This is a genomic window from Bacillota bacterium, assembly GCA_013178305.1.
In the GTDB taxonomy this organism is placed as follows: domain Bacteria; phylum Bacillota; class Sulfobacillia; order JABLXB01; family JABLXB01; genus JABLXB01.
In genome coordinates this window covers 204,605-228,049 of sequence record JABLXB010000003.1, presented here as the reverse complement: position 1 = coordinate 228,049, position 23,445 = coordinate 204,605, and the positions used below count along the sequence as shown (strand labels likewise).

21 protein-coding genes and 1 pseudogene are annotated in these 23,445 nt (G+C 63.5%); 8 read left to right on the top strand and 14 right to left on the bottom strand.

What is annotated here, in order from left to right:
- Positions 1-24: 24 nt before the first annotated feature.
- Both HPY55_08765 and HPY55_08760 read left to right on the top strand, forming a co-directional pair.
- The gene (locus HPY55_08765) at positions 25-267 is read left to right on the top strand and encodes a CopG family transcriptional regulator (protein NPV70719.1); all 243 of its coding nucleotides are present in this window, start codon (positions 25-27) and stop codon (positions 265-267) included.
- Positions 257-724, top strand: a complete 468-nt coding sequence (locus HPY55_08760) for a PIN domain-containing protein (protein NPV70718.1) — start codon at positions 257-259, stop codon at positions 722-724. Before HPY55_08765 ends, HPY55_08760 begins: the two co-directional genes overlap by 11 nt.
- Here HPY55_08760 and HPY55_08755 read toward each other — a convergent pair.
- The 4 genes from HPY55_08755 to HPY55_08740 form a co-directional block, all read right to left on the bottom strand.
- A complete protein-coding gene (locus HPY55_08755) occupies positions 721-1,419 on the bottom strand; it encodes a rhomboid family intramembrane serine protease (GenBank protein NPV70717.1) in 699 nt (232 codons plus the stop codon). The two genes, HPY55_08760 and HPY55_08755, sit on opposite strands and share 4 nt — an antisense overlap.
- Positions 1,420-1,425: 6 nt before the next feature.
- Positions 1,426-1,653, bottom strand: coding sequence for an IreB family regulatory phosphoprotein (locus HPY55_08750; protein ID NPV70716.1), 228 nt, complete (start codon positions 1,651-1,653; stop codon positions 1,426-1,428).
- Between the two features lie 128 nt (positions 1,654-1,781).
- Positions 1,782-4,439, bottom strand: a complete 2,658-nt coding sequence (alaS, locus tag HPY55_08745; protein NPV70715.1) for an alanine--tRNA ligase — start codon at positions 4,437-4,439, stop codon at positions 1,782-1,784.
- A 793-nt stretch (positions 4,440-5,232) separates the two neighbouring features.
- Positions 5,233-8,442: a hypothetical protein gene (locus tag HPY55_08740; GenBank protein NPV70714.1), complete on the bottom strand. Its 3,210-nt coding sequence runs from the start codon at positions 8,440-8,442 to the stop codon at positions 5,233-5,235.
- Positions 8,443-8,755: 313 nt separating this feature from the next.
- Between HPY55_08740 and HPY55_08735 the strand changes: the two genes are divergently transcribed.
- Positions 8,756-10,171: a hypothetical protein gene (locus tag HPY55_08735; GenBank protein NPV70713.1), complete on the top strand. Its 1,416-nt coding sequence runs from the start codon at positions 8,756-8,758 to the stop codon at positions 10,169-10,171.
- 3 nt (positions 10,172-10,174) lie between these two features.
- On the opposite strand, the gene HPY55_08730 is transcribed toward HPY55_08735, so the two are convergent.
- From HPY55_08730 to HPY55_08695, 8 genes are read right to left on the bottom strand one after another with little or no spacing between them, the layout of a single operon-like run.
- Complete coding sequence (locus tag HPY55_08730; protein ID NPV70712.1) at positions 10,175-10,441, bottom strand: nucleotidyltransferase domain-containing protein; 267 nt, start codon at positions 10,439-10,441, stop codon at positions 10,175-10,177.
- 53 nt (positions 10,442-10,494) lie between these two features.
- Positions 10,495-12,426, bottom strand: a complete 1,932-nt coding sequence (locus HPY55_08725) for an aldehyde ferredoxin oxidoreductase family protein (protein ID NPV70711.1) — start codon at positions 12,424-12,426, stop codon at positions 10,495-10,497.
- The gene (locus HPY55_08720) at positions 12,423-13,370 is read right to left on the bottom strand and encodes a 2-dehydropantoate 2-reductase (protein NPV70710.1); all 948 of its coding nucleotides are present in this window, start codon (positions 13,368-13,370) and stop codon (positions 12,423-12,425) included. The genes HPY55_08725 and HPY55_08720 overlap by 4 nt, the downstream gene beginning before the upstream one ends.
- 2 nt (positions 13,371-13,372) lie before the next feature.
- On the bottom strand, positions 13,373-14,209 hold the full coding sequence (gene panB, locus HPY55_08715; protein ID NPV70709.1) for a 3-methyl-2-oxobutanoate hydroxymethyltransferase: 837 nt from the start codon (positions 14,207-14,209) through the stop codon (positions 13,373-13,375).
- Between the two features lie 55 nt (positions 14,210-14,264).
- Positions 14,265-15,554: an aspartate aminotransferase family protein gene (locus tag HPY55_08710; protein NPV70708.1), complete on the bottom strand. Its 1,290-nt coding sequence runs from the start codon at positions 15,552-15,554 to the stop codon at positions 14,265-14,267.
- Positions 15,555-15,591: 37 nt separating this feature from the next.
- Positions 15,592-17,061, bottom strand: coding sequence for a sodium/panthothenate symporter (gene panF / locus HPY55_08705; GenBank protein NPV70707.1), 1,470 nt, complete (start codon positions 17,059-17,061; stop codon positions 15,592-15,594).
- A 19-nt stretch (positions 17,062-17,080) separates the two neighbouring features.
- Positions 17,081-17,350 carry a YhdT family protein gene (locus HPY55_08700; protein ID NPV70706.1) on the bottom strand — a complete coding sequence of 90 codons (270 nt, stop codon included), beginning with the start codon at positions 17,348-17,350 and terminating at the stop codon, positions 17,081-17,083.
- Between the two features lie 24 nt (positions 17,351-17,374).
- Positions 17,375-18,670 (bottom strand): ArgE/DapE family deacylase, encoded by a 1,296-nt coding sequence (locus HPY55_08695; GenBank protein NPV70705.1) that lies wholly within the window; start codon positions 18,668-18,670, stop codon positions 17,375-17,377.
- A gap of 195 nt (positions 18,671-18,865) precedes the next feature.
- Between HPY55_08695 and HPY55_08690 the strand changes: the two genes are divergently transcribed.
- From HPY55_08690 to HPY55_08680, 3 genes are all read left to right on the top strand, one after another.
- A complete protein-coding gene (locus tag HPY55_08690) occupies positions 18,866-20,386 on the top strand; it encodes a sigma 54-interacting transcriptional regulator (GenBank protein NPV70704.1) in 1,521 nt (506 codons plus the stop codon).
- Between the two features lie 79 nt (positions 20,387-20,465).
- Positions 20,466-20,750 carry an AbrB/MazE/SpoVT family DNA-binding domain-containing protein gene (locus HPY55_08685; protein ID NPV70703.1) on the top strand — a complete coding sequence of 95 codons (285 nt, stop codon included), beginning with the start codon at positions 20,466-20,468 and terminating at the stop codon, positions 20,748-20,750.
- A complete protein-coding gene (locus HPY55_08680) occupies positions 20,743-21,147 on the top strand; it encodes a type II toxin-antitoxin system VapC family toxin (GenBank protein ID NPV70702.1) in 405 nt (134 codons plus the stop codon). The genes HPY55_08685 and HPY55_08680 overlap by 8 nt, the downstream gene beginning before the upstream one ends.
- Positions 21,148-21,376: 229 nt before the next feature.
- Here HPY55_08680 and HPY55_08675 read toward each other — a convergent pair.
- Positions 21,377-21,493, bottom strand: a pseudogene (locus HPY55_08675) (hypothetical protein).
- Between the two features lie 142 nt (positions 21,494-21,635).
- On the opposite strand from HPY55_08675, the gene HPY55_08670 reads away from it, so the two are divergent.
- Together HPY55_08670 and HPY55_08665 are read left to right on the top strand one after the other, a co-directional pair.
- Positions 21,636-22,037 (top strand): PIN domain-containing protein, encoded by a 402-nt coding sequence (locus HPY55_08670; protein ID NPV70701.1) that lies wholly within the window; start codon positions 21,636-21,638, stop codon positions 22,035-22,037.
- An 88-nt stretch (positions 22,038-22,125) separates the two neighbouring features.
- On the top strand, positions 22,126-22,368 hold the full coding sequence (locus HPY55_08665; GenBank protein NPV70700.1) for a hypothetical protein: 243 nt from the start codon (positions 22,126-22,128) through the stop codon (positions 22,366-22,368).
- Here the strand turns inward: HPY55_08665 and HPY55_08660 are convergent.
- The gene (locus HPY55_08660; GenBank protein NPV70699.1) at positions 22,365-23,318 is read right to left on the bottom strand and encodes a threo-3-hydroxy-L-aspartate ammonia-lyase; all 954 of its coding nucleotides are present in this window, start codon (positions 23,316-23,318) and stop codon (positions 22,365-22,367) included. The genes HPY55_08665 and HPY55_08660 overlap by 4 nt on opposite strands.
- Positions 23,319-23,445 lie beyond the last annotated feature (127 nt).

Below are 23,445 nucleotides of genomic sequence, written 5' to 3'. Positions count from 1 at the left end.
GTTTACGTGGAAGGTGCATTGGAGATGGACAACCAGAACATAACGCTTTCAATACCTAAAGACGTCCTGCGTAAGGCCAAAATTATCGCTGTCAAGCGCCAGACATCACTGTCGCGGCTGCTAACGGACATGGTGGAGGAACTCGTCAGCAGCGACGAACGTTACGAGCAAGCACGCGAGCGTCAGATTAAGATGATGCAGACGGGCTTCAACATGGGCATGAACGGCAAGATTACGTGGACGCGTGATGACCTACATGAGCGCTGACCCGCAACGCCGGTTCATCGACACCAACGTGCTTGTGTATGCGTACGACCCTTCGGTAAGATGGAAGCACGAGCGAGCCATGGCCCTAGTAGGGGGTTTCTGGGATTCAGGGGCGGGCTGTATCAGCATTCAGGTACTGCAGGAATTCTACGTCACCGTAACCCGCAAACTCTCAATCGGTCTCCCGCAGGAGACAGCGGCGCAAATCGTGGACGACCTTTCGACGTGGCACGTTCACTCTCCGGACGCCCAGGATGTGCTCAGAGCCATCGACATCGAGTGTCGCTATAAGATTTCGTTCTGGGACGCCATGATAATCCGCAGTGCGCTGAGGCTCCAGTGTGAGGTTATCCTGTCGGAGGACCTATCCTCAGGCGGTGTGTACGATGGAATCACGGTGATAAACCCGTTCACTACAGGGTTCGTCGCCGAGAAACCAGCCGGCTACTCCCGCTAGTAATACGGCCACCTGCGCCTGCCCTTGAACACGTTCACCAGGGCGGCGCCCGCGATGAACCCCCCTATGTGCGCCCACCAGGCCACCCCCGCGCCAACCTGTACCGCCGCCCTGAGGCTCGCCACGCCGCTCCCCAGCTGCAGGAGGAACCACAGGAAGAGGAATATCACGGCCGGGACTTCCGTAACCGTCCAGAACACGATCAGCGGGATCAGGGCCACCACACGCGACCGCGGGTACGATATGAAATAAGCGCCGAGGATTCCCGCAACCGCCCCTGAAGCCCCTATGGTGGGGATCGGCGACCCAACATTGAACAGCACGTGGGCGAGGCCGCTGAGACTACCCAGCAGCAGGTAGAACACGAGGTAGCGCAGGCGCCCCATCCTGTCCTCGACGTTGTCGCCGAAAACCCAGAGGTAGAGCATGTTGCCGGCGACGTGTACAGGCCCGCCGTGCATGAACTGGGAGGTAATGAGGGTCAGCACGGGCGTGAGGCCGGGCCCGGAAGAAGCGGGACCGCCCAGCATCGAAGCGAACCTGAGCGGCACCACGCCGTAATAGCGAAACAACAGCGCGAGTTGCCTGTCGGACAGGGTCCACTCAAAAAGGAAGACCAGGATGTTTACGGCGATCAGCAACACATTCACGACAGGGAAACGGCGTGAGCGGATGCTGTCTCTAAGGGGAATCACCCTAGGCTAGCCCTCCAGGTAGCTCTTCACGAGCTCTTCCAGCAGTTCATCTCTTTCGAGGCGCCGCACCAGGCTCCTGGCGTTCTTGTGGCTGGTGATGTACGCAGGGTCTCCGGACAACAGGTAACCGACGATCTGGTTGATCGGGTTGTACCCTTTTTCCTTCAACGCTTGATGAACCCGGGTCAGGACTTCCCTGGCGTCGCATGCCTCGTCCGGTTTTACCTTGAACATTCTGGTGCTTTCGCCCGGTTCGACCACGGTCAGCCCCCCCACAGGAATATTCGAGTAAACGAACTCAGGTGACATTTTGTTCTGCGTCCCACGTCGTTTATCCTTCACCGGCGCGGCGCGGTGGTTCTTCAAGACCCGAGCGCGGCCACGACCTGCCCACGCGCCACCTCCACACCCTTCCTGAGGGCTTCCTCCATCTTGTCGACGTCCCTGGCGCCCGCCTGGGCCATGTCCGGACGGCCACCACCGCCTCCTCCGGCCACCTGGGCCGCCTCATGTACTATCTTACCCGCATGAACCCCTTTTCCAACCAGATCCCTGGTCACCATGACAACGAGGTTCACCTTGCCGTCCAGGTCCGCCGCGAGAATGACGACGCCCGAACCGATCCGGTCCCTGACGGCGTCACCGGCCGCCCTCAGCGAGTCGACGCTCTGCGCGGCCACCCGGCCGGAGGCTATGCGCGATCCGCCGACGCCGGCAGCCGCCGCGATGATCTCGTCGACGCCCGACTGGGCGGCGCGGGATTGCGCGCGCTCGAGCTCGCGCTCGAGGGACTTGACCCGGGAAACGACCTCGGAAACCCTCGCGGGCACGTCCTGTGGCGATACCCTGAGCACAGAAGCCGCCTCGTTGAGCGTCTTCTCGACAGCGCCCAGGTATTCGAGCACTCCGAAGCCGGTGACGGCCTCGAGACGCCGCAGCCCCGACCCGATCCCCGACTCCGAAATTATCTTCACGAGGCCGATCTCCCCGGTGCGGCCGACGTGGGTCCCGCCGCACAGCTCCATGCTGAAATCGCCGGCCCTGACGGCGCGTACCCGCTCGCCATACTTCTCGCCGAACAGGGCGATCGCCCCCGCTGCCTTCGCTTCGTCGAGGCCCATCTCGCTCGCGTCGACGCGCAGGTCCTCCATCACCCTGGAATTGACCAGCCGCTCGACACGGGCGGTTTCTTCCTCCGTGAGCGGGGTGAAATGCGTGAAGTCGAACCTGAGCCTATCGTGGGTCACGAGCGAGCCCGCCTGGTTAACGTGCTCCCCCACTACGGTCTTGAGCGCCTTGTGGATCAGGTGCGTGGCGGTGTGATTGCGCGCCGTCGACGCCCTGCGCTCCCTGTCGACGACGGCCGAGACGGCGTCGCCCTGCGTAAGCTGGCCCTCCCGTACGGTGAGGGTGTGAACGACCTTGCCGCCGGGGAGCCTGCGGACCCCCTCCACGGAGGCGCAACCGCCGGCCCACGAGATCGTCCCCGAGTCGGCCGCCTGCCCGCCGGACTCGGCGTAGAACGGGGTCGTGTCCAGCACGCACTCCCCCGTATCGCCCGTGCCGAGAGCCGGCACCCTGTCGTCGCCTTTCACCACGGCGAGAACCCTCGACTCCGAACGCAGCGCTGAGTAGCCCACGAACACTGTCGGGGGAACGTCCGCGAGCACGGCGGAGACGCCCGCGGTGTACTCCAGGCCCTCCGCTTTCCTCGCGGCGCGGGCGCGTTCCCGTTGTTCCTCCATGGCGTGATCGAATCCCTCGCGGTCGACCGTCAGGTTGTTCTCTCTGGCGATGTCCCTCGTCAGGTCGAACGGGAAACCGTAGGTGTCGTACAGGGTGAACGCGTCCTGGCCGTCGATCCGGGTCCTCCCCGCGGCTTTTGCCGCTTCCACCAGTCCGTTCACCATCCTGATACCCTGCTCGAGCGTCTGGAGGAACCTCTCCTCCTCGACGCGGATGACCCTCGACGCAAGGTCCGACTTCTCGACGACCCCGGGGTATGCGTCGCCCATGGCCTTACCGACGACCGGGACCAGCCGGTGCATGAACGCGCCTTCGATGCCGAGCACCCTGCCGTACCTCACGGCGCGCCGCAAGATCCTGCGCAGGACGTATCCACGCCCCTCGTTGCTCGGGATGACGCCGTCGGAGACGAGGAATGTGCACGCCCTGGCGTGGTCCGCGATCACCCTGTACGGGAACACCTCGGCACCTTTGCCCGCGGGCCTTCCAGCAAGTTCCTCGATCGCTCCTATGATGGGGGTGAACAGGTCCGTATCGAAGTTGGTCTCAACATCCTGCATAATTGATGTAATGCGCTCGAGTCCCATGCCCGTGTCCACGCTCGGTTTGGGCAGCGGCGCCAGCGTGCCGTCCTGGCTCCGGTTGAACTGCATGAACACGAGGTTCCATATCTCGAGCCACCGGTCGCAGTCGCATTTCCCGATGAAGCACTCGGGGGCGTCACAGCCGTACTGCTCACCGCGGTCGAATATGATCTCGCTGCACGGCCCGCACGGTCCCGTGTCGCCCATCGCCCAGAAGTTGTCCTTCTCCCCCATGCGGATGATCCGGTCCGGCCCGACTCCCGCAGTCTCCTGCCAGAGCCCGCCCGCCTCGTCGTCGTCCCTGAATATGGTGAACCACAGCCTGTCCTCCGGCAGCCCCAGCACCCCGGTGAGGAACTCCCAGCTGAAGCGGATCGCGTCCTTTTTGAAGTAGTCGCCGAACGAGAAGTTCCCGAGCATCTCGAAGAACGTGTGGTGCCTCGCCGTGTAGCCCACGTTCTCGAGGTCGTTGTGCTTGCCGCCGGCGCGAACGCATTTCTGCGAAGTGGTCGCGCGTGTGTACGGCCGCTTGTCGGTGCCCAGGAATACGTCCTTGAACTGCACCATGCCGGCGTTCGTGAACAGGAGCGTGGGATCGTTGTGCGGGACGAGTGACGAGCTCCGGACTATCGTGTGCCCGTTTCGCTCGAAGTAGTGCAGGAACTCGCTGCGAATCTGGTCACCAGTCATGTAGCGGATCACGGTCATACCCCCTGTCGGCCGTTTCTCGGCCCCAGCCGGGCCGGCGCCGGCGGCTCGGACCGGCCGGACACCGGCGGCTCGCGACAAATGATAAACCCCTCGCCCCGCTCAGGGACGAGAGGCTTCTCTCGCGGTACCACCCTGATTCGCCGGCCCAGCCACTGTGTGGACGGCTCCGCCGGCGCATCTCCAGGCGCTCTATGGGGCGCTCCCCCCGGCCTTCACGGCCGCAGCTCCGGGGTGGCCTCCCGGTCGCGGCGCAGGGACTCGCACCATCCGTCCCCTCTCTGGAATCGGCCTGAACCGGTTGACCCCGTCATTGCCCTAGCATTTTCAAACGGCCAATCGCTCGGCGCTGGACTCCCGGGCGCCCGCGCCTTTCGATGCGTCTGGCTCATATTATCCCCGCCGTCGCCTGCGTTGTCAATTCTGCTGGCGCACCACACATCGGGAGAACGTCCTGTGCGCCACAGCAGCAGTCGATCCGCCATGGCTGCACCAGGGCAGCAATCCTCCCCGCTTTGCTGCGCAGGCGCAACGATCCGGCCGTCGATTGCGCCACGGCAGCAACTTACTCGACTTTGCTGCACTGCAGCAGCAATTCCCCGGCTTTCGCTGCCCTATTGCAGCAGTTTACCGTTCATCCGTGCCCTACGGCAGCAGTTTCCCACCGACAGACCGGGCGGCGGAAAAGCCCCGCAGGCTCTCCCGCCGCCTTGCTGCCGCGCACGCACATGGTGGGCATGCACCCCGTGCGCGTCGCCCGGCCTCCGGTATTCCCTCAGAACAGCCCCGCCTGCTCCATCAGCCTCTTGATCACCGTCGCCGACTGCGCCCGGGTCGCGTTATCGGCCGGGGCGAACGACGCCGGCGTCATCCCCTTGATGAGGCCCGATTTCAAGGCCTTCGCCACGTCAGACTTCGCCCACGATTGAACGAGTCCCGCGTCGCCGAAACCCTGCAGCAGGCTCGTCTCTTCAGCGGCCGAGACCGACGCGTCCTTGCCGACTACTTTCAGCGCGCGGACTATCATCGCGGCCATCTCCTGCCTGGTGATCGTCCGGTTGGCGCGGAACGTCCCATCGTCATACCCGTTCACCAGCCGTGCCTTGACAGCCGCCTCGACGAATCCCGCGCACCAGTCGGTCGCCGAGATGTCGATGAAGCCGGGCTGCGGCCTCGCCGGAACGCTCAGGCCGAGCGCCCGGACGAGCATGGTGGCAAATTCGGCTCTCGTCACCTTGTTCTCCGGAACGAACTGGTCGGCAGTCATCCCCTTGACGACGTGCCTGGAGGCGACGAGTTCGACATCAGCCTTCGCCCAGTGGCCAGCGAGGTCCGCGAACGACTTCTCGTATGCCATCACAGTGTACTTGCTGAAGCTGGGCGTGAAGAATATGACCTTCATGTTCTCAAGGTCGACGCGGCTCTGCACCGGAGCCCACTGCCTGGTCTGCTCGTCGTACCTGTAGACACAGAGTTTCCGCGGGTCGCTCACCTGGCCTGCGTCGCCCGACCCGAGCGGGAACTCACCTCGCACCAGCTTGCCGCCGAACGACTCCACCGTCACCCGCCTGTCGCCGGCAACCGCCTCGATGGTGAACTCCAGGGCGCGCGTCACCGGTTTCAAAGCGGGGTCGGCGCTTGTGGCGCGCCGGCGGAGATACTGGTCATCGTCCCCGGACACCTCGCGAACCGACACCCTGACCTGCATGTCGGAGGCGCTCACGCCGAGCTGTCGCGCGAGGCCGGCGACATCGATCGCCTCCGCGGGAACGTGCAGCGTGCCGCGGGCCGTCTCCACCACCAGATTGGCCTGGCTGCCGGCCATGGCCGCGAACGCATTGGCCGGGACTATGGCAGCCTGTTCGGTCGCGGCCTGGGTGACCTGCACGACGATGTCGCGCACCCCGCTGCCGGAGGCCAGCGCACTCTGGATGACGTCAGCCCTGACGGTAACCCCGGCGGTCGTGCTGCCATCGGCGTTGGTCGAGGTGCTTACCTGGGCTCCCGCGTTCACGTCAGCCCTGTCGCCACTTATCGTCGGCCGGTAGGCAGGCGTCGACGAGGAGCTCGACCCATTGCCGCCGCTGGAAGCAGCCCGCGTCACGGTGATGGTGTAGGTCTCCGTGGTCGAGCCGTCCTCCGCTGTGACTACAACCGTCACCGTGTTGGCCCCGACGCTCAGGTTCACCGTCTTCGCGGAACCGCTGTCGCACGCACTGTCGTTGACCTTGATCGCCGCGAACTCGTGGCCGGCCGTGGGCGTAATCTGAATGCTCGACACAGAATTGCCCACGCTGACTGTGTAGCTCGTCTCCCCAGCCGAGAAGGCCGGCGACAAAGAGCCGCTCGAGACCGTGAGGTTGCCGAGGGTGGCGTCGCTGGACACATCCGCCCTCTGGATGGACACGACATATTCCTTCTCTGCGCCGGTTTCGGCGATTACGGTGATGGTGACCGTCGTCGTCCCCCCCGACAGGTCTATTGTAGCGGGCGTTCCACTGGAGTGGTCCTCGCCGTCGATCTTGAGCGTCGCTCCCGGGTCCGCCACCGTGGGAGTCAGGTCGATACTGTATACACTGTGCGCAACGCTGACAGTGTAGTCCTGGATGCCCGAAGAGAACGACGGGGTGAGCGAACCCCTGGTCAGCGTCAGAGACGCGAGGTTATTGTTACTGGAAGGTTGGTGGGGCTGAACATAAGCGGTAACGGGTTCCGAATCGATGGCATTGGCCTGGGTCACCGCACTGCCCTTCACGACAACGTCGACAGCCACTGGCGTCGTGACCGCCGCGCTCGCCGTACCGGACACCGTAATCTGAATCGAATTATCCGACCCCTTCGCAGCCGCAATGCTGAGGCCCGAGGGAAGATTGCTCACGGAAAGGTCGGCCGCGGATACGCCGGTCTTCACCGTACCGTCCGTCACCTGGAGCACCCACTTGTTGTCGGACGAAAGGGTCGTGTTTCCCGAGGCCATCGTGACATAAACGTCCGAGGCGACAGCGGCCACTTTCGGGAACGTGGAGTAACCGCTCCATCCACCGACAGTGAGCGTTAGGGATCTCTGGTCCGAATTCCATGAGAGTCCGCTGATTTTCCCGGTCGTGTCTTGGCTCGCATCCTCACCAGGGTCTAGCGCGACGGTGCGGGTGCCGTAGTTATCCTCATATACGATCCCGGGCGAGCTAATGTATGGCAGGTTATACATGGTGAGTGACGCTGGCTGATTCAGGGCCGCCAGAGCGTCGGCGGCGGTATTGATGTTCATCTCGCCTGATTCGATCTCGAGGTTGTTGTCCAGCTCCAGGAGAGCCCGCGCAGTCGTCGGCTGCCCTCCATCGTCCACCTCGCAGAGGTTGATCGGCCCCTGTATGACGAGCTTGCCGACGGCGGTGCCTCCTTCGAACCGCTCGAACGTCAGGCTCGGTATCGCGGTGAAGTCCTCGATGGTCTCCCAGTCGGTGGTTTCTCCCCCAAGGCCGGAGTCGGGTATGTCCCTCGGGTTCAGGTCTATCACTGCGATCATCGTCCCCACCTGAACCGTTTGAGACTGTGGAAAATCGAATTCGCAGTAGATGGGGATCTGGCAGACGGGGCTTTCGCCCACCTCCCAGCTGGAGTTTATCGCGTACTGGATATCCCAGTAACTCCCGCTATTCCAAACTCCGTTCACGCGGTTGCTGGTACCGTCAACCGACGCAAAACTCGCATAGACGCGGTACTGGGTCTGTGGTTCCGGCAGCGAAACCCCTGGCCTGGGTGCAACACGCAGCCTTATCGTCTGCCCGGGAAAATAGTAGTACAGCCCGAAGGGCACCAGGCCGACGCCGGGAACGCCGATGTCCTTCGTGGCCTGCCCCGCAGTTGGATCGCCTGAAGGGGTCAGGATCTGGAGAGTGAACGGCGAATCATCCGCCGACGCGACGGCGGAGAATGAGATGAGCAGGGCCATCGTAAGGAGCAGGACGAGCGATCTACGGAGCATTGAGGCTTATTCCCCCTTTTTCACTGAGCATACTGTATGACTTCGAGCAAGGACGACTTCCAAATCCCGCGGCCTCGAGCCTACGGCGGGATCGCGATTGACGAATCCTGACGAGTCGTTCCCTCCCCCTTCCAGACTTCTAGACGACCCCTGGCACACCAGCAGGCCGGACTGACTTTACCGCAACCTACCAGTAATGTAAAAGCAGGGCGATGATGTTTACAATCATCCGCGCGGATGATTATGAAATGCGCACCTCGCATGTGCAGATCATCCCGACGGATGATATACTGTTCGACGAGGGGGTCGCCCGGTGTCGAGACGCGCCGAATCAGCCCGGGTAGTGCTCGGGATTGGCTTCTTCTTCGGATGGCTGTTGTCGTTCCCGCTGTACGGCCCGTTTCTGGCAGGTCTTGAGGCCCTGCGAGGGGGAGTGGCAGCTTCAGCAGGGAAGGCCTTCACGGTCTCGCATGCCGGTGCTCTCTTCACCCTCGGCCTCTGGTTTTCGCGTGGTGGCATCTCTTCTCGAGCTATCCACGTTCTCTCAAGAGCTGGCCTGGCGGGTTCGGTGGCTGCTACGCTTGCCCTGTGTTACGGGCCTCCGCGTTTATGGATGTATCCGCAGGTCGTAGCCGGAGTGTCGGCAGCCGCGTACGTGCTGTGGTGGGGACCGCGTTTTCGTTCCACCATCCCGGTCAGCCATCGCGGAAGGATGATGGCGATAGGGATGATCGTGGCCAACGTCTTCTACGCGCTTGCAGTCCTAGCCCTACCCATCGCGGGAGTGCATGGCATCGCGCTGGCGAACCTGGCGTTGCTCGCCCTGGCCCTCTGGGCCAGCGAGGGTCTCACGCAACAGCCGGCCGGGGTGACGGGCCGGTCCACTGCTGCGGACAAGGGGATCGGAGCCAGAGACGGCGTCATCCCCTGGTTTGGCGTGATGGTCCTGGCCTTCTGCGTGGTAGGAGGGCTGTACTACGAGGTTGCACTCCCATACTTCAATCAGGTCCCCTTTGACAAGTCCCTGCAGGCGCTGCCGTACATAGCGGCGCTGGGGCTCGCGGGACGGTATGCTGACTCTCGCGGTCGCAAGCCCCTCGCAGTGGTTGCTGTTCTGGCGATGGGTGTGAGCTACGCGCTTGCACCGATGGTCCCGCCGCTGGCGAGGTACTTCGGCAGCCTGTTTCTGATCAACGTCGCGTTTGCCGCATTCGACCTGTTCCTATGGGTAAGCCTTGCGGACCTCTCCGATTCTCGCGACCCCTACTGGATGTACGGATGGGGGCTCGGTCTCAACGTGACGGGGATCCTCCTCGGAAGCCTGCTGTCCGCATGGCTCCTTCCGCACACGGGGACCGACATCATCGTGGCATGCGCCCTGACGGCGGTGACGGCCCTGTTTCTTGCCACGTACGGGTTGATACGGGTGCTGGGCGCCGAGTCCCTTCGCGCGAGCTACCCGTTGCACCAACCCCGGCTCTCAACTCCAGGGGTGTCGCTTCCTCCGGACGTAGCGGCCAGGCTGACGCCACGCGAGAGGGAGATCGCTCAGTTGATGCTCCATGCGGTGCCTAATTCCGCAATCGAAGTGCGCCTGAACCTGGCGCCAGGCACACTGAAGACGCACATCGCCCACATATACCAGAAACTCGGGGTTAACAGCAGGCAAAGACTCACGCTGCTCGCCCTGAACGGTGAGGCAGGCCGAGACCCCGCGTGCAGGGCGTAGATTTCACACGATTTGGCGACAGCGTGAAAAGACGGCCTCAGCCCACCGGCCTCGGGGGAGGCGCTCGGCCACGACAAGGATATTGATGTCGGAATCAACCGTCGCCGTGCCCCTGGCCCACGACCCGTACAACACCAGAGACACGAGGTCCGACCCGAGCACCTCCCGCCACGCGTTGACATGAGCAGCCAGGGTCCCCTCAAATAGATCATGCAGCCTGACAGGCGTAACTCGGCGTTCACTGGTTCTCTTGTGCTCGGCGGATGTCATCTCTGTCTACCACCCGGAGACTCGTCTTGGAGAGCCAACTCACCTGTCCCAACCTATTCTCTCCATACCACGTCGCTCTCCTGCAACCACCCGAGCCCCAGCCGATCGAGGGTCTCCTTCGTGGGGATGCCCTCTTCATTCCAGCCCCTGTGCCGGTAGTAATCGCTAAGTATCCTGCCGAGGTGGGGCAGGCTCCCGGCCGCCCGCCCCGTCTTGCGATCGTGCACGAGGAGCCTGGGGGGCAGCGTGTCATCTTTCCTGCTTATCCCGAGGCGGACGTTGTACATCCGCTTCAGGTTGTGGATCTTCTCTCCCAGTCTCAGGAGGTCGTCGACGCTAAGGTCCCAGCCCGTAACGGCGTTGCACCAGTCCGTGATGTTCTCGACCGACACCCTGCCCCTGAGCAGGAACTTGCACAGGCCGAGACCGTTGAAAACCTCCATCAGGTCCTGCATGTGGGCGGCAAGCCATCCCTTGTTCTCAGCCGAGTGCGGCTCAACCTGGCCGGTGAAGCCGACCACCGACCCGGGCACGCCGCCGCTCTCCACGAAGTAGCTCAGGGCCTCGAGGTGACACCCCCCGCGGTTCGCCGTGGCGTAGTTCCCCGCCATGCCCGTGAAGGCGCGCGGGTCATGGTAGGCGACCTCCAGCCCCTTGCACTCGACCGCATACTCCGCAGCCAGCCCGCCAAGCCTTCGCGCGAGCGCCCTGGACCCGTGGCAGAGGGCCTCGCCGATGCCCTGCCGCGAAGCGATCAGATATATCGCCTCTAGCATGGCCTCGCCGTTCCCCCACCTGAGGTCCGGCTCGCGACCCTCGCCTGCCGGGCCGCCTGCCAAACCACCACCCGACCCGCCACCCGACCCACCGTCAGACGGGATGCAAATCCCTCGCTCGCGGACCTCCATCGCCATGGCGATGACGGAGCTGGTCGAGATCGTGTCGAGCCCGAGCCTGTTGCACAGGTCATTGGCCGCAGCCACGTAGTTGACGTCGTCTACGAGAAGCATCGAGCCGAACCCGGCGCACGTCTCGTACTCCGGCCCGTGCGCGGTCGCGCCGGCGTACGGCCCCGCGTCCAGCCTGACGATCTTGCCGCAGTGGATCGGGCACGCCCAGCAGGCGTAATGATCGAGGAGGATCGTCTTGGCTTGCGCCTGGCCGCTTATCTTCGCGGCGCCTTCGGTCCAGGAACCCATCGTCCAGTTCTTTATCGGGAGGTCCCCCGACACCTCGACGCCGGGGATCCCGCCCGCGGTGCCGAATTCACCCAGGGCCCTGGCGAACTCGCGGATGGAGCCCAGAACGCCTTTCTGTGACTCGGCCAGAGCGCCGGGCCGGGCGACGGCCGGGCGGCCGGTCCCCCTGACCGCGATGGCCTTGAGGTTCTTCGAACCCCACACCGCGCCAACCCCGCACCTGCCGGCGGCGCGACAGTCGTGGCCGCCGAACATTACGCTCGCGATCTCGACGAGGTTCTCGCCGGCGGGGCCGATACACGCCACCTGCGCTTTGGGGTCCGTCCGCTCGCGCACGGCGTCCGAGGTCTCGTACGTCTGCTTCCCCCACAGGTCCTTCGCGGGCCGGATCTCCGCGGCTCCATCCCTGATCCAGAGGTAGACGGGCTCGGCCGCGCGGCCGCGCAGCACTATCCCGTCATACCCGGCGGCCTTGAGCTGCGCACCCCAGAACCCGCCCACGGTCGATTCGCCCCAGATCCCCGTGAGCGGCGACCTGAAGCACAGCGACACCTTGCAGCTCGTGAGGGCAGGCGTCCCCGTGAGAAGGCCCGCGATCACGAAGATCGGGCTTTCCGCAGCAAGCGGCGGTAGGGCAGGATCTGCAGCGCCATACAGCAGGTATGACCCGAGCCCGCTGCCCCCGAGATAATCGCGCCAGAGACCTTCGGGCACGGGGCTATCGCCCAGCCTGCCCGAACCCAGATCCACCTCAAGCACGCGACCGTTGACTGCGTACACGCTCACCCCTCCACCCTCCAGGCCGTTTTCCCGCTGGTTCGGGCCGTCGTAAGCGCCCTGACCAGCAGAGTCATGATTTCGTTCGCGGGAGCAGGCACGCCAAGCGAGGCAGCCTCGCGGACGATGGCGCCGTTTATGTAGTCGATCTCAGTTTGACGGCCCGCCGACACATCCTGCAGCATCGACGACCGGTTCTGCGCCGTGGCGGCCGCGACCGATTCCACCTTGCCGGCGACATCGCTGTATGGGAGCCGGATCCCCTTGGCGGAGCAAGCGTCGCGGGCCTCAAGCACCAGCGTCCGCATGAGTCGCCGGGCCTCGGGGATCTCGAGGATCTCCCCGTTTCTCACGCCGAGCAGGGCGGTGAGCGCGTTTATCCCCACGTTGACAATAACCTTGCCCCAGATGTGGCTCAGGATACCGGCATCGGCCCTCGCCTCTATGCCCGATGCGTTGAATGCCTCCACGATTCGCTCGACCCGCGGCGAGACACCCCCGTCCGGCTCGCCCACGATCGTCTCGCCGGACCCGCCGTGCCTCACCCTCCCGGGGCCGAGCATGGTTGCGCCCTGGGCGGTGGTCCCGAGCAGTACCCTTTCACGCCCGATTACCGCGGACATCGCCTCCAGCTGGCCGACGCCGTTCTGGAGCGACAGGGCCACGGTGCCCTCGCCGAACAGGGCGGAGGCGCCCCCCAGCGCCGCCCCGGTGTGGTAGGACTTCACGAACACGATGACGAGATCGCTCGGCCCCGCCGCCGACGGGTCGGAGACCGCCCTGACCGCGTAAGAGCGTGGACCGCCGGCCTCCTCGATCACGAGGCCGCCGGAGTTCATCGCGTTCACGTGGCCGGCCCACGTATCGATGAGCCACACATCGTGCCCGCCCGCGGTCAGATACCCCCCGAAGAGCGAACCCATGGCGCCCGCCCCGAGGATGGCTATCTTCACTGCTAGATGACCCCCTCCTTCTTGAGCTCTTCGATGAGGGCGTTGACCTCCTCATCCTTCATCGAGAACGTGTGCTCCTTCGCCGGGAACGCCCCGCCCGCAACTTCGGTCGAGTACTGGTTGAGTCCCTCGACGATCTGCGGCGCGAGGTTCACGTACTGCTTGACGAACTTTGGGAGGAATCTCTGGAACAACCCCATCATGTCGTGGAAGACCAGCACCTGCCCGTCGCAGTGCGGGCCCGCGCCGATCCCTATGGTCGGGACCTTCACCCTCTCGGTGATGATCCTGGCGACAGGCGTGGGTACGGCTTCCAGCACCATGGAGAAGACGCCGGCGTCCTCCAGGGCGATTGCGTCGTCCACTATCGCCCGCGCTGCGCTCCGGTCCTTCCCCTGCACCTTGAACCCCCCGAGCTGAGCCGCGGTTTGTGGAGTAAGCCCTATGTGGCCCATCACGGGGATGCCCGCCTGGACTATCGCCGACACGGTCGCAGCCACCCTGCGGCCGCCCTCGAGCTTCACGGCGTCGCAGCCGGCTTCCTTGAGGTACCTCCCGCAGTTCTCGATGGCCTTGTCCTTGTTGACCTCGTACGACAGGAACGGCATGTCGCCGACGATGAACGTGTTGTGCCCTGCGCCCTTGACCACCGCGGTTGCCATGATCATCAGCGCGTCCAGCGTAATAGGGACGGTGCCGGGGTGTCCCAGCATGACCATGGCCGCCGAGTCGCCAACCAGGATCGTGTCGACGTTCGACTTCGACACGAGGACGGCCGTGGAGTAGTCGTACGACGTCACCATGGTGATCTTCCGCCCCTGCTTCTTCGCCGCGAGCATCTCCGGTATGGTGATCTTCTTCTTCTCCTCCGCCACAGTGCAACACCCCCGGCTTTCAGAACTGGCTTGCCACCTTTGCGAGCGCCCTCTCGAACCTGTCCATGCCGTCGGCAGCGTCTTCCGCGGAAATGGTCATCGGCGGCGCAATACGTATGGCGTTCGAATACAGCCCGCCCCGGCCGATCAGGATTCCTTCTTCCCTGGCGGCCTCCATCAGCGCCGTGGTCGCGTCGGGCGCCGGCGCCCTGTTTTCGCCGGTGATCTCGACGCCCATCATCAGGCCCTTGCCGCGGACCTCGCCCACGAACGGGAACCTGTCCTGCATCGATCTGAGGCGCCCGAAGCACATCTCTCCCACCTTCGCAACGTGCGCCGGCAGGTTGTTGTCCACGATCACGTCCATGGTCGCCATCGCGGCGGCCATGGTCACGGGGTTCCCGCCAAACGTGGAAATGGTGGCCGCCGTGAACGCCTCGGCTATCTCGGCCCTCGCCACGGTCGCCCCAATGGGAGAGCCGTTCGCCAGGCCCTTGGCGAACGTCATGATGTCCGGCTCGACGCCCCAGTGCTCGATCCCGAACAGCTTCCCGCCCGTGCGGCCCCACCCGGTTTGCACTTCGTCGCAGATGAACACGCCGCCGTACCTGCGCACGATCTCCACCGCGATCTTGAAGTACTCGGGCGGCGGCGTCACGAAACCCCCGACGCCCTGGATGGGTTCGGCGATGAACGCCGCGATGCGGCCGCAGGTGCACGTCCTGATGAGCTCCTCGATGTCGTAAGCGCAAGCGAGGCCGCACGACGGGTACTCGAGGTGGAATGCGCAGCGGAAGCAGTACGGGCTGTGCGCGTGGACTATGCCGGGGATCTCGGTGTCAACCGGTCTCCACGCCGAGTTGCCCGTCAACATCGCCGCCAGGGTGGAACGCCCGTGGTAGCTGTGGCGGACCGCGATGACGTCGTGGTTACCCGTGTAGATCTTGGCCAGGAAGACGGCGGTCTCGTTCGCCTCGGTGCCGCTGTTGGAGAAGAACGTCTTCTTCAGGTTCCCCGGCGTGATCTTCGCCAGCCTCTCCGCGAGGCGGAGCATGGGTTCGTTAAGGTAGCAGGTCGAGGTGTGAGATATCTTATCTACCTGCTCCTTTACGGCCTCGACCACGTGCGGGTGTGCGTGGCCGACCGAGACGGTCAGGATGCCCCCGTAGAGATCGAGGTACTCGCGCCCCGTGGAATCGTGGACCCTCACCCCGTTGCCGTCCACCAGTACGAGCGGCTTTGAGTAATACGCGCGGACCCCGGGGAAAAGGTACTCCTGCTTGAGACGCACCGCCTCGTCGACTGTCAAGTACAACACCCCTTCCGTGTCGCTGTCTGCCGTTACGCTATGCCCAGAACTTCTCCTCTATCTCCCGTGACGGTTTCCTGGTCACACAAGACACCACCACAAACGCGACGAGCGCCAGTATGAGCGGGAGAACCACCGTGTGCATGCCCAGCGGTTTCTTCCACAGGATTACCTGGTCGAAGTAGAGGTAGCTGCCCACGCCGGCCAGCATGGACGCGATCGCGCCCGGGGCGTTGGCCCGCCTCCAGTAGAGGCCGAGGAGGATCGGCCAGAAGAACGTGGCCTCGAGACCGGCGATCGCGAACAGGTTCAACCACACGAGGAGGGGCGGCGGCTTCAGCGCTGTCACGTACACCACCACGCCCACGATGATGGTCACGATGGTGCTCATGTTCGCGATGCCCCTGTCGGACATCTTCGGGTTGACGTAGTTGAGCCAGATGTCCTTGACTATGGACGACGCCACGAGTATGAGCATCGAGTCGACGGTGGACATGATGGCGGCGAGCGGGCCCGCGAGGAACATCCCCGCCAGCCACTCGGGCAGCACCTTCGTCGTCACGGTCGGCACCACCAGGTCGCCGGCCTTGATGCCGGGGACAACCGCCGCTCCGAACGCCCCCACGAGATGCATACCCAGCATGAGGAAGCCGGCCACCGGGGTGCCGATAATGATCGCCCTGTGCATGGCCTTGCTGTCCCGGTACGCCATCGCACGCACCGCTATCTGTGGAAGGCCGACGAGTCCGATGCCCACGAGCACCCAGAACGACGACACCCACGGTACGGAGATGAAGTTCTTCACGCCGAAAGGTGTGATGAGGTCGGGGTTGGTCTTGTACATCGTGCGGACGATGTTCTCGACGCCGCCGCCGGCCGAGACCGCCCCTATGATTATGGCGATGGTACCGACTAACATCACCATGCCCTGGAGGGCGTCGGTGAGCGCCACCGCCCTGAACCCGCCGACTGTCACGTAGATGAGCAGCGTGATGGCGAATATCGCGAGGCCCAGTTCGTAACTCATGCCGACCGCCTGCAGGACGCGCGCGGCACCGACCCACTGCGCGGTCATTGAAGCCATGAGGAACGCTACTATAGAGATGGAAGCCAGTATGACTACGAGATCGCTTTCGTACCGGGCCTTGAGATAATCGACAATGGTCACGGCGTTGATCTTCCGCGCCAGGATGGCGAACCTCTTGCCGAGCAGGGCAAGCGTGAGGTAGCCTGTCGGCATCTGCGCCATGGCGAGGAACACCCAGCCGAGACCCTGCGTGTACGCGGTACCGGGGCCGCCGATGAAGCTGCCGGCGCTGACGTACGTGGCGACGAGCGTCATGGCCAGGACGAACCCTCCGAGGTCCCTGCCGCTGATGAAGTACTCTCTCATGAAACCAGCGCCCGTGCCGGCCCTGGCCCTGGCGACGAACGCCCAGCTGTAGTAGCCAAGGAGGTAGACGCCAACCAGGTACACTACCAGCGCGGACATCATTGTCCAGTTAATGGTCATTCAGCCCACCCCCTCAGTCCAGTGGAATGTCCTTGAAGAACCTGGCCACCACCCAGGTTGCCGCTATCGAGAACACGACGAATCCCACGATGCAACTCCAGAAGAACCACGCCGGAAAACCGAGGACATAGGTGTACTTGTCGGGCGATCCGGAGCCGAGCGTGTACGCGAAACCATACCACCACAGGAAATTCAGCACGAACAGGATCAGGCCGATGACCGCCTCCTTCGTCGCCTGGACGTACCTGGGGTCGACGCGAAGCCCTTTCCGGTCGTCTTCCACTTCCCTGAGCACCTCCTCGACAGATTATCGCTTCTCCCGCCTGTAACCCAGCAATCTGAGCGCCGCGACCGCCATCACCTTCGTCGAGGCGATAAGGTCGTCTACGGGCTGGTACTCGTCGTTCTGGTGAGCCAGGTTCAGCGGGCCCGGACCGTAGACGATGCACTGTTTCAGTCCGGCTTTCTGCACGACGAACTTCTGATCGTCGCTGCCGGGGCTCACCGAGAACCCCATCCTCCTCCCTATGACCCTCTCGCCCGCTTCGAGGAACGCGCTGACCACCTCCGTATCCGTAGGCACGATCGTGGGCGGTGTCTCCAGCAGCTTTCTGGCACTGTACGCAAACTCCGGATCTGACCGCCTGATCCCTTCGAGCGCCGAGACGAGCTCGTCCCAGCAGGCGTCCACATCCTGCTCCGGCACAAGCCTCCAGTCGAACTCGGCGCGGCACTCGTCGGGGATGACGTTTGTCTTCACGCCGGCCTGAACAACGGTTACGGCCATTGTGCTGCGCCTGGCGCTGTCGGGCACGACGGGGTACGATGAAACCAGCGACTCCGCTTTCGCGCGGACACCCGAGTTCAGGACGTTGATCGCCTTGACCATCTTGTCAATCGCGTTGACGCCGAGACCCGGCATGCTGCCGTGAGCCTTCCTGCCGAAGGTCTTGATCTCGAACCACACGGTCCCGCGATGGCCGATGCATACCTTGTCGTAGTCGAGGCATTCAGTGATGACGCAGTAGTCCGTGTTGGACGTAGAGATGATGTCGCGGTCGACGAGATAGCCGATGCCTGCGAACCCCCCGGTCTCCTCGTCGGGTGTGGCGCTGGACACGACGGTGCCAAGTGGCTTCAGTCCAGCCCGGCGGACAGCCTCGATGGCGAAGACCTGGGCCGCTATCCCGGACTTCTGGTCCGAGGCGCCGCGCCCGTATACGCGGCCGTCCTTGACGAGCCCCCCATACGGGTCGACCGACCATCCATCCCCCGCGGGGACAACGTCAAAATGGCCCGTAAAATGTAGCACCGGCCTCCTGGTCTGACCCTCGAGGCGGCCTACCACGCTTACCCTCTCCAGACCTTCCCCGAGAGGGGCGAGCCGGCCGAGGAGTTCGGCGGGTACGGATAAGTACTCGACCTCGTAGCCGAATTCCTTGAGCTTGTCGCCGATTGCCTCCGCACAGCGCCGGTAGTTCCTGCCCGGCGGGTTCTCGGTGTCGATCCGGACGATGTCGCTGAGGAAGCCCGCGATCTCGTCCCTCATGCTGTCAACAGTTGCGCTAACCATCTCCACGACCCCTGGTTCAACATCGAACAACGACAACACCTCCACCCGGATCACACGCAAGAGACATGCCACCGGCCACCTGTTGGACGCTTCGGTCAAGCAGGAGGAATTCCCTCCACCGGCGGCCAAGACTGCGGCTAGGACTTGAGTCGATTTAAGTCAGTCATCGAGGTTGGATAAGTCACGTTTCGAACCGGACGTCTAACCCGGATGGAGGCGTTCATCGTGGCCGTAGGCCTGCCCGATCAGTTCTACAAGGTGGTTTGCGATCATTCGTGCGACGAAATCTGGGTGACGGACGCCGAGGGCAACACCCTCTATGTTAACCCGGCGTGCGAGGAGCTGTACGGGGAAAAGCTCGAGAACCTGATCGGCCGGAACGTGCGCGACCTGGAGCTCGAGGGATACTTCCACCCCGCCGTTGCCCCGCTGGTCATCGCCGAAAAGAAGAGCATCACCCTGACGCAGCGGATTAGAACCGGCAGGGTGATGCTCATCACGGGGACCCCCGTGTTCGATGCGCACGGGAACCTCCAGTACGTCGTCGAGAACTCGAGGGATGTCACCTCGCTGGAGTACATGAGGGAGACCTACGAGAGCGTTCAGGCGGCGCAGGCCGCCGGCGGGGCGGCGCAGGCGGCCGGCGGAGCGGCGCAGGCCGCCGGCGGGGCGGCGGACCCGCGCGGCACCACCGGGCGCCCCAGCGACGACCGCAAGGAAGGCCACATCGAACCCGTGTGTACCGGGAAGGTCATGCGGGACGTGCTCAGGCTGGCCACCCGCGCCGCGGCTTTCGACGCGAACATACTCATCACCGGCGAATCGGGGACGGGCAAGGACGTCCTGGCCCATTTCGTTCACCGCAAGAGCCCGAGGCGAGGCGGCCCATTCCTGAAGCTGAGCTGCCCGGCTCTACCCGAGGAGATCCTCGAATCGGAGCTGTTCGGCTACAAGCCGGGCGCCTTCACGGGCGCCAACAGGCAGGGCAAGCCAGGGCTGCTGGAGCTCGCTAATGGCGGCACCGTCTTCCTCGACGAGGTCGGGGATCTCCCGCTCTCGATCCAGGCCAAGCTACTGCAGGTAATCGAGGACAGGACGTTCATACCGGTGGGCGGGACCAAGTCGAGCCACGCCGACTTCCGGATCATCGCCGCCACCAACCAGGACCTCGACGCGCTGGTGAAGGCGGGGCGATTCCGCGCGGACCTGAACTACCGCCTCAACGTGATCGCGCTGAGCATGCCACCGCTCAGGAGCCGGAAGGAAGAGATCCCCGGGCTCGTCTCGCACTTCACCAGGGCGTTCAGCCGGAAATACAGGGGGACGAAGGAGATCGCTCCGGCGGCGATGGAGGCGCTCAAGCAGTACGACTGGCCAGGCAACATACGCGAGTTGCAGCATCTCCTGGAATACCTGTTCGTGACCTGCGAATCGAGGCAAATAGACTGGGGTGATCTTCCAGAACGCGTCAGGTGCTCCGTTACGCGCGGTTACCCGCAAGCCTCACCGGCGGAGGCGCCCGGCACGGCGATGCAGCCCCAGTTGCCTTCCGACGCCACAGTTGCCGGCGTGGGGCCAGCCGCGGCCGTGGCCCCGCCCCGTCCCGCGCCGGACGCAGCGGAGCTCCTGCGCCTGTACGAAACCCTCGGCAGCACCTACAAGGTGGCGCGGGCGACCGGGCTCAGCCAGAGCACCGTGTACAGGCGGATCTCGGGGCACCGGAGACGGGGGGACGGGCGTCCGTAGGCAAGGACGCCCTTGCGGCCAGTTCTTGACGGTCCTTTACTGCCCATGCTATGCTTTACTAAGTAAAGGAGGGGGCCTCGTGCAAACGCGTATATCCTCTAAAGGACAGATTACCTTGCCATCAGACGTCCGGCGCCAACTGAGAATTGGGGCAGGGGATGTGCTGCAGGTGAAAGCAGTGGGGGAAAACAGCATCGTACTCGAGGTTGGGAGAAAACCTGCAGTCAGGGACCGGATGACAGATGAAGACATAATCACCGCAACAGCTGGTTTGTGGAAAAACCGGGATGACATTAGCGCCCAGTTCACTGCGGAGTTGCGCCAGTCAGATTCCGGGCGCCTGGAGAGAATCCTGGATGACTAGCATCCTCATCGATACCGATATTCTCGTCGATCACCTGCGCGGCTACCAACCCGCCGGCGATTTCCTGCGCAGGGTTTTTACGGGTGAATACTCGGGTCAGATATCCGTGCTAACGGAAATGGAACTCATGGCCGGCGCTCTGCCCGCAAAAGGCGAAAAGGAACTGCTGGAAAGCCTGCTGAGCCGTTTCTCCTCCATCCCTGTTTCATCGTCCATCTCCCGGCGAGCCGGACAACTATTGAGGAACTACAGGGCCAAGGGCTTGACCCCGGTGGATGCAATCATCGCCAGTACCTGCCTGGAATTGAAAGCGGTCCTCGTCACCAGAAACGCAAGGCACTTCAACATCATCGAGGGCTTGCTGACGTTGCAGCCGTATACCAAGACGCAACCATGAGAACTTACGGCAGTTGAGCATGCATCCGCCAGCGCCGACCTTTTATCCGCCCGAAGCAGGAGCCTTCATCGTTCGAGATGCTCTTCGAGGCTCCCTTTGACCTCCTCCAGAACTCGAATCGGGCCCCGACAGGACGCGTGCCACCGGCGGCATAGTCCTGGCCAGGCGAATCAGGTGGTCGCCGTCCGCGCCGGTCAACCGGATCCCAGCATGCCCGGTAGACGGCGCCCTAGCCCAGAACCCTGATGCCTGCATGCAGAATAATCATGGGTTCGCAGCATTTCTTGAATTTCTTGCCGCTGCCACACGGGCAAGGGTCATTTCTCCCCAGCTTTCTGGGAATCGTAGAACCAAGCATGTTGAGCCGCACTTCACCACCATCGGTTACGTCATCTACGAGAACCGGGCCAACATCCGAGCTGAGCGGGCCTCGCGCTACCGCCGGGAACGCGAGGCGCCCTAAAATGGCCGAGCTCGCAGAATCATGGTTGGATTCCAACGTTGTGTTGCGGTACTTGCTGAACGACCATCCAGACCACAGCCCCCGCGCCAAGTACCTTTTCGAAGAAGCCGAACGCGGTTCGCACAGGCTCAAGGTTGCCGCACACATCCTGCGCGAGATAGTGTACGTTCTCGAAGGCGAGGGCTACTCACGCCCCGACATATGTAACGCGCTCAGGCAATTCTTCGCGCTCAGGGGTGTCCTGGTAGAAGACAAGCGCGCTGTCCACGAGGCGCTGCTGGAATTCAGAGACAAGGGTGTAGACTTCTCAGACGCTCTGCTGGCTGCCATCGCAAGGGGCAAACAGCAGCGAGTCTGGACGTTCAACAAGAGACAGTTCTCGAGGATGAGCGTGGCCTGGGACGAACCCCCTGCCCATTTCGGTTGAAGCACACGCTCGTGATTGACAAACGCAGCCGGGCTCATCAGGCTCAGCCGACTTAGCTGGGCAACATCTCAAAACCTATCCGGCGAAAATGAAGCGGGATCTACCGGGGATACGCCCGCCGGTAATTGCCCATGAGACGTTCGCTCGCCTTGATGAGCTACGGACGTTCCGCCAGCTCGTAGCCAACATATACGACTACAACCTGATCCCCCAGCGCGTGTTGAGATTTGCCTACGATCTGCAAGACGCCCATGGAGCGTTGCGCGACGACCTCACACGCTTCCTCGATGCGCTTCAGAAGGCCGCCGAGGAACGGCTCCGTCGAGGCTAGTCGTCGAGACCCTCGAAGAGCTCGCCCGCCCGGCGGACGTCCACGTTGCCGCCGCTCAGGATAACGCCCACCCTCTCTCCCTCGATTGGGAGATTCCGGTGGAACAGCGGTGCCAGCGCAACCGCCCCCGACGGCTCAACCACGATCTTCAGCCTGGTCCAGAGGTAGTACATCGTGCTGATGATTTCTTCCTCAGTCACGGTGAGCATGTCGTCGACGTACTGCCTGACCAGGGGGAAAGTGACCTTGCCGAGCGACGTTTTCAGGCCGTCGGCCACCGTCTGCGGGTTGTGAATCGTCTGCAGGATGCCGGTCTTGAACGAGCGGGTCGCGTCGTCGGCGTTCGCCGGCTCAGACCCGATCACTTTGCAGCCGGGTCGCAGGTGTTTCGCAGCGACGGCGGTACCGCTAAGCAGCCCGCCACCGCCGCACGGCGCGAACACGTAGTCCAGGTCGCCGACATCCTCAATGAGTTCCTTTGCGGCGGTGCCCTGCCCGGCTACGATTTCGACCTGATCGCTCGGGTGGATCAGCGTGTAGCCGTGCGCCGCAATCAGCTCATCACACACCTGTTCACGACTGTTAGCCGCCTGGTCCACCGGCACCACGGTGGCGCCGTAGCCCTCTGTGGCGGCCCGCTTAACCGCAGGGGCGTCCTTCGGCATCACGACAGTCACAGCCACGCCGAGGAGCCTCCCGGCCAGCGCGAGCGCCTGCGCATGATTTCCGGAGGAATGGGTGATGACCCCTCGCTCCCGCGCTTCGGCTGTCAGAGAACTGATCGCGTTGTACGCCCCGCGGAACTTGAACGCCCCCGCACGCTGGAAGTTCTCGCACTTGAGGTAGATGGTGTTGCCGGTGCGCTCATTCAGAAACCTTGACGTGATAACCGGGGTCCTGTGGGCCACTCCATCCAGGCGCTTCGCTGCGGCCAGGACCCCCGCGAAAATGTCACGCTTGGATGATTCTTCTCGGGACAGTCTCTCAGACAATGCAAAGCCCCCCTCATCGCCTGTTGATTATGGACGAGGGGGGTTTCCCCCTTCTTGCAGTACGCCTATCCTCGTGGTAGGCCGT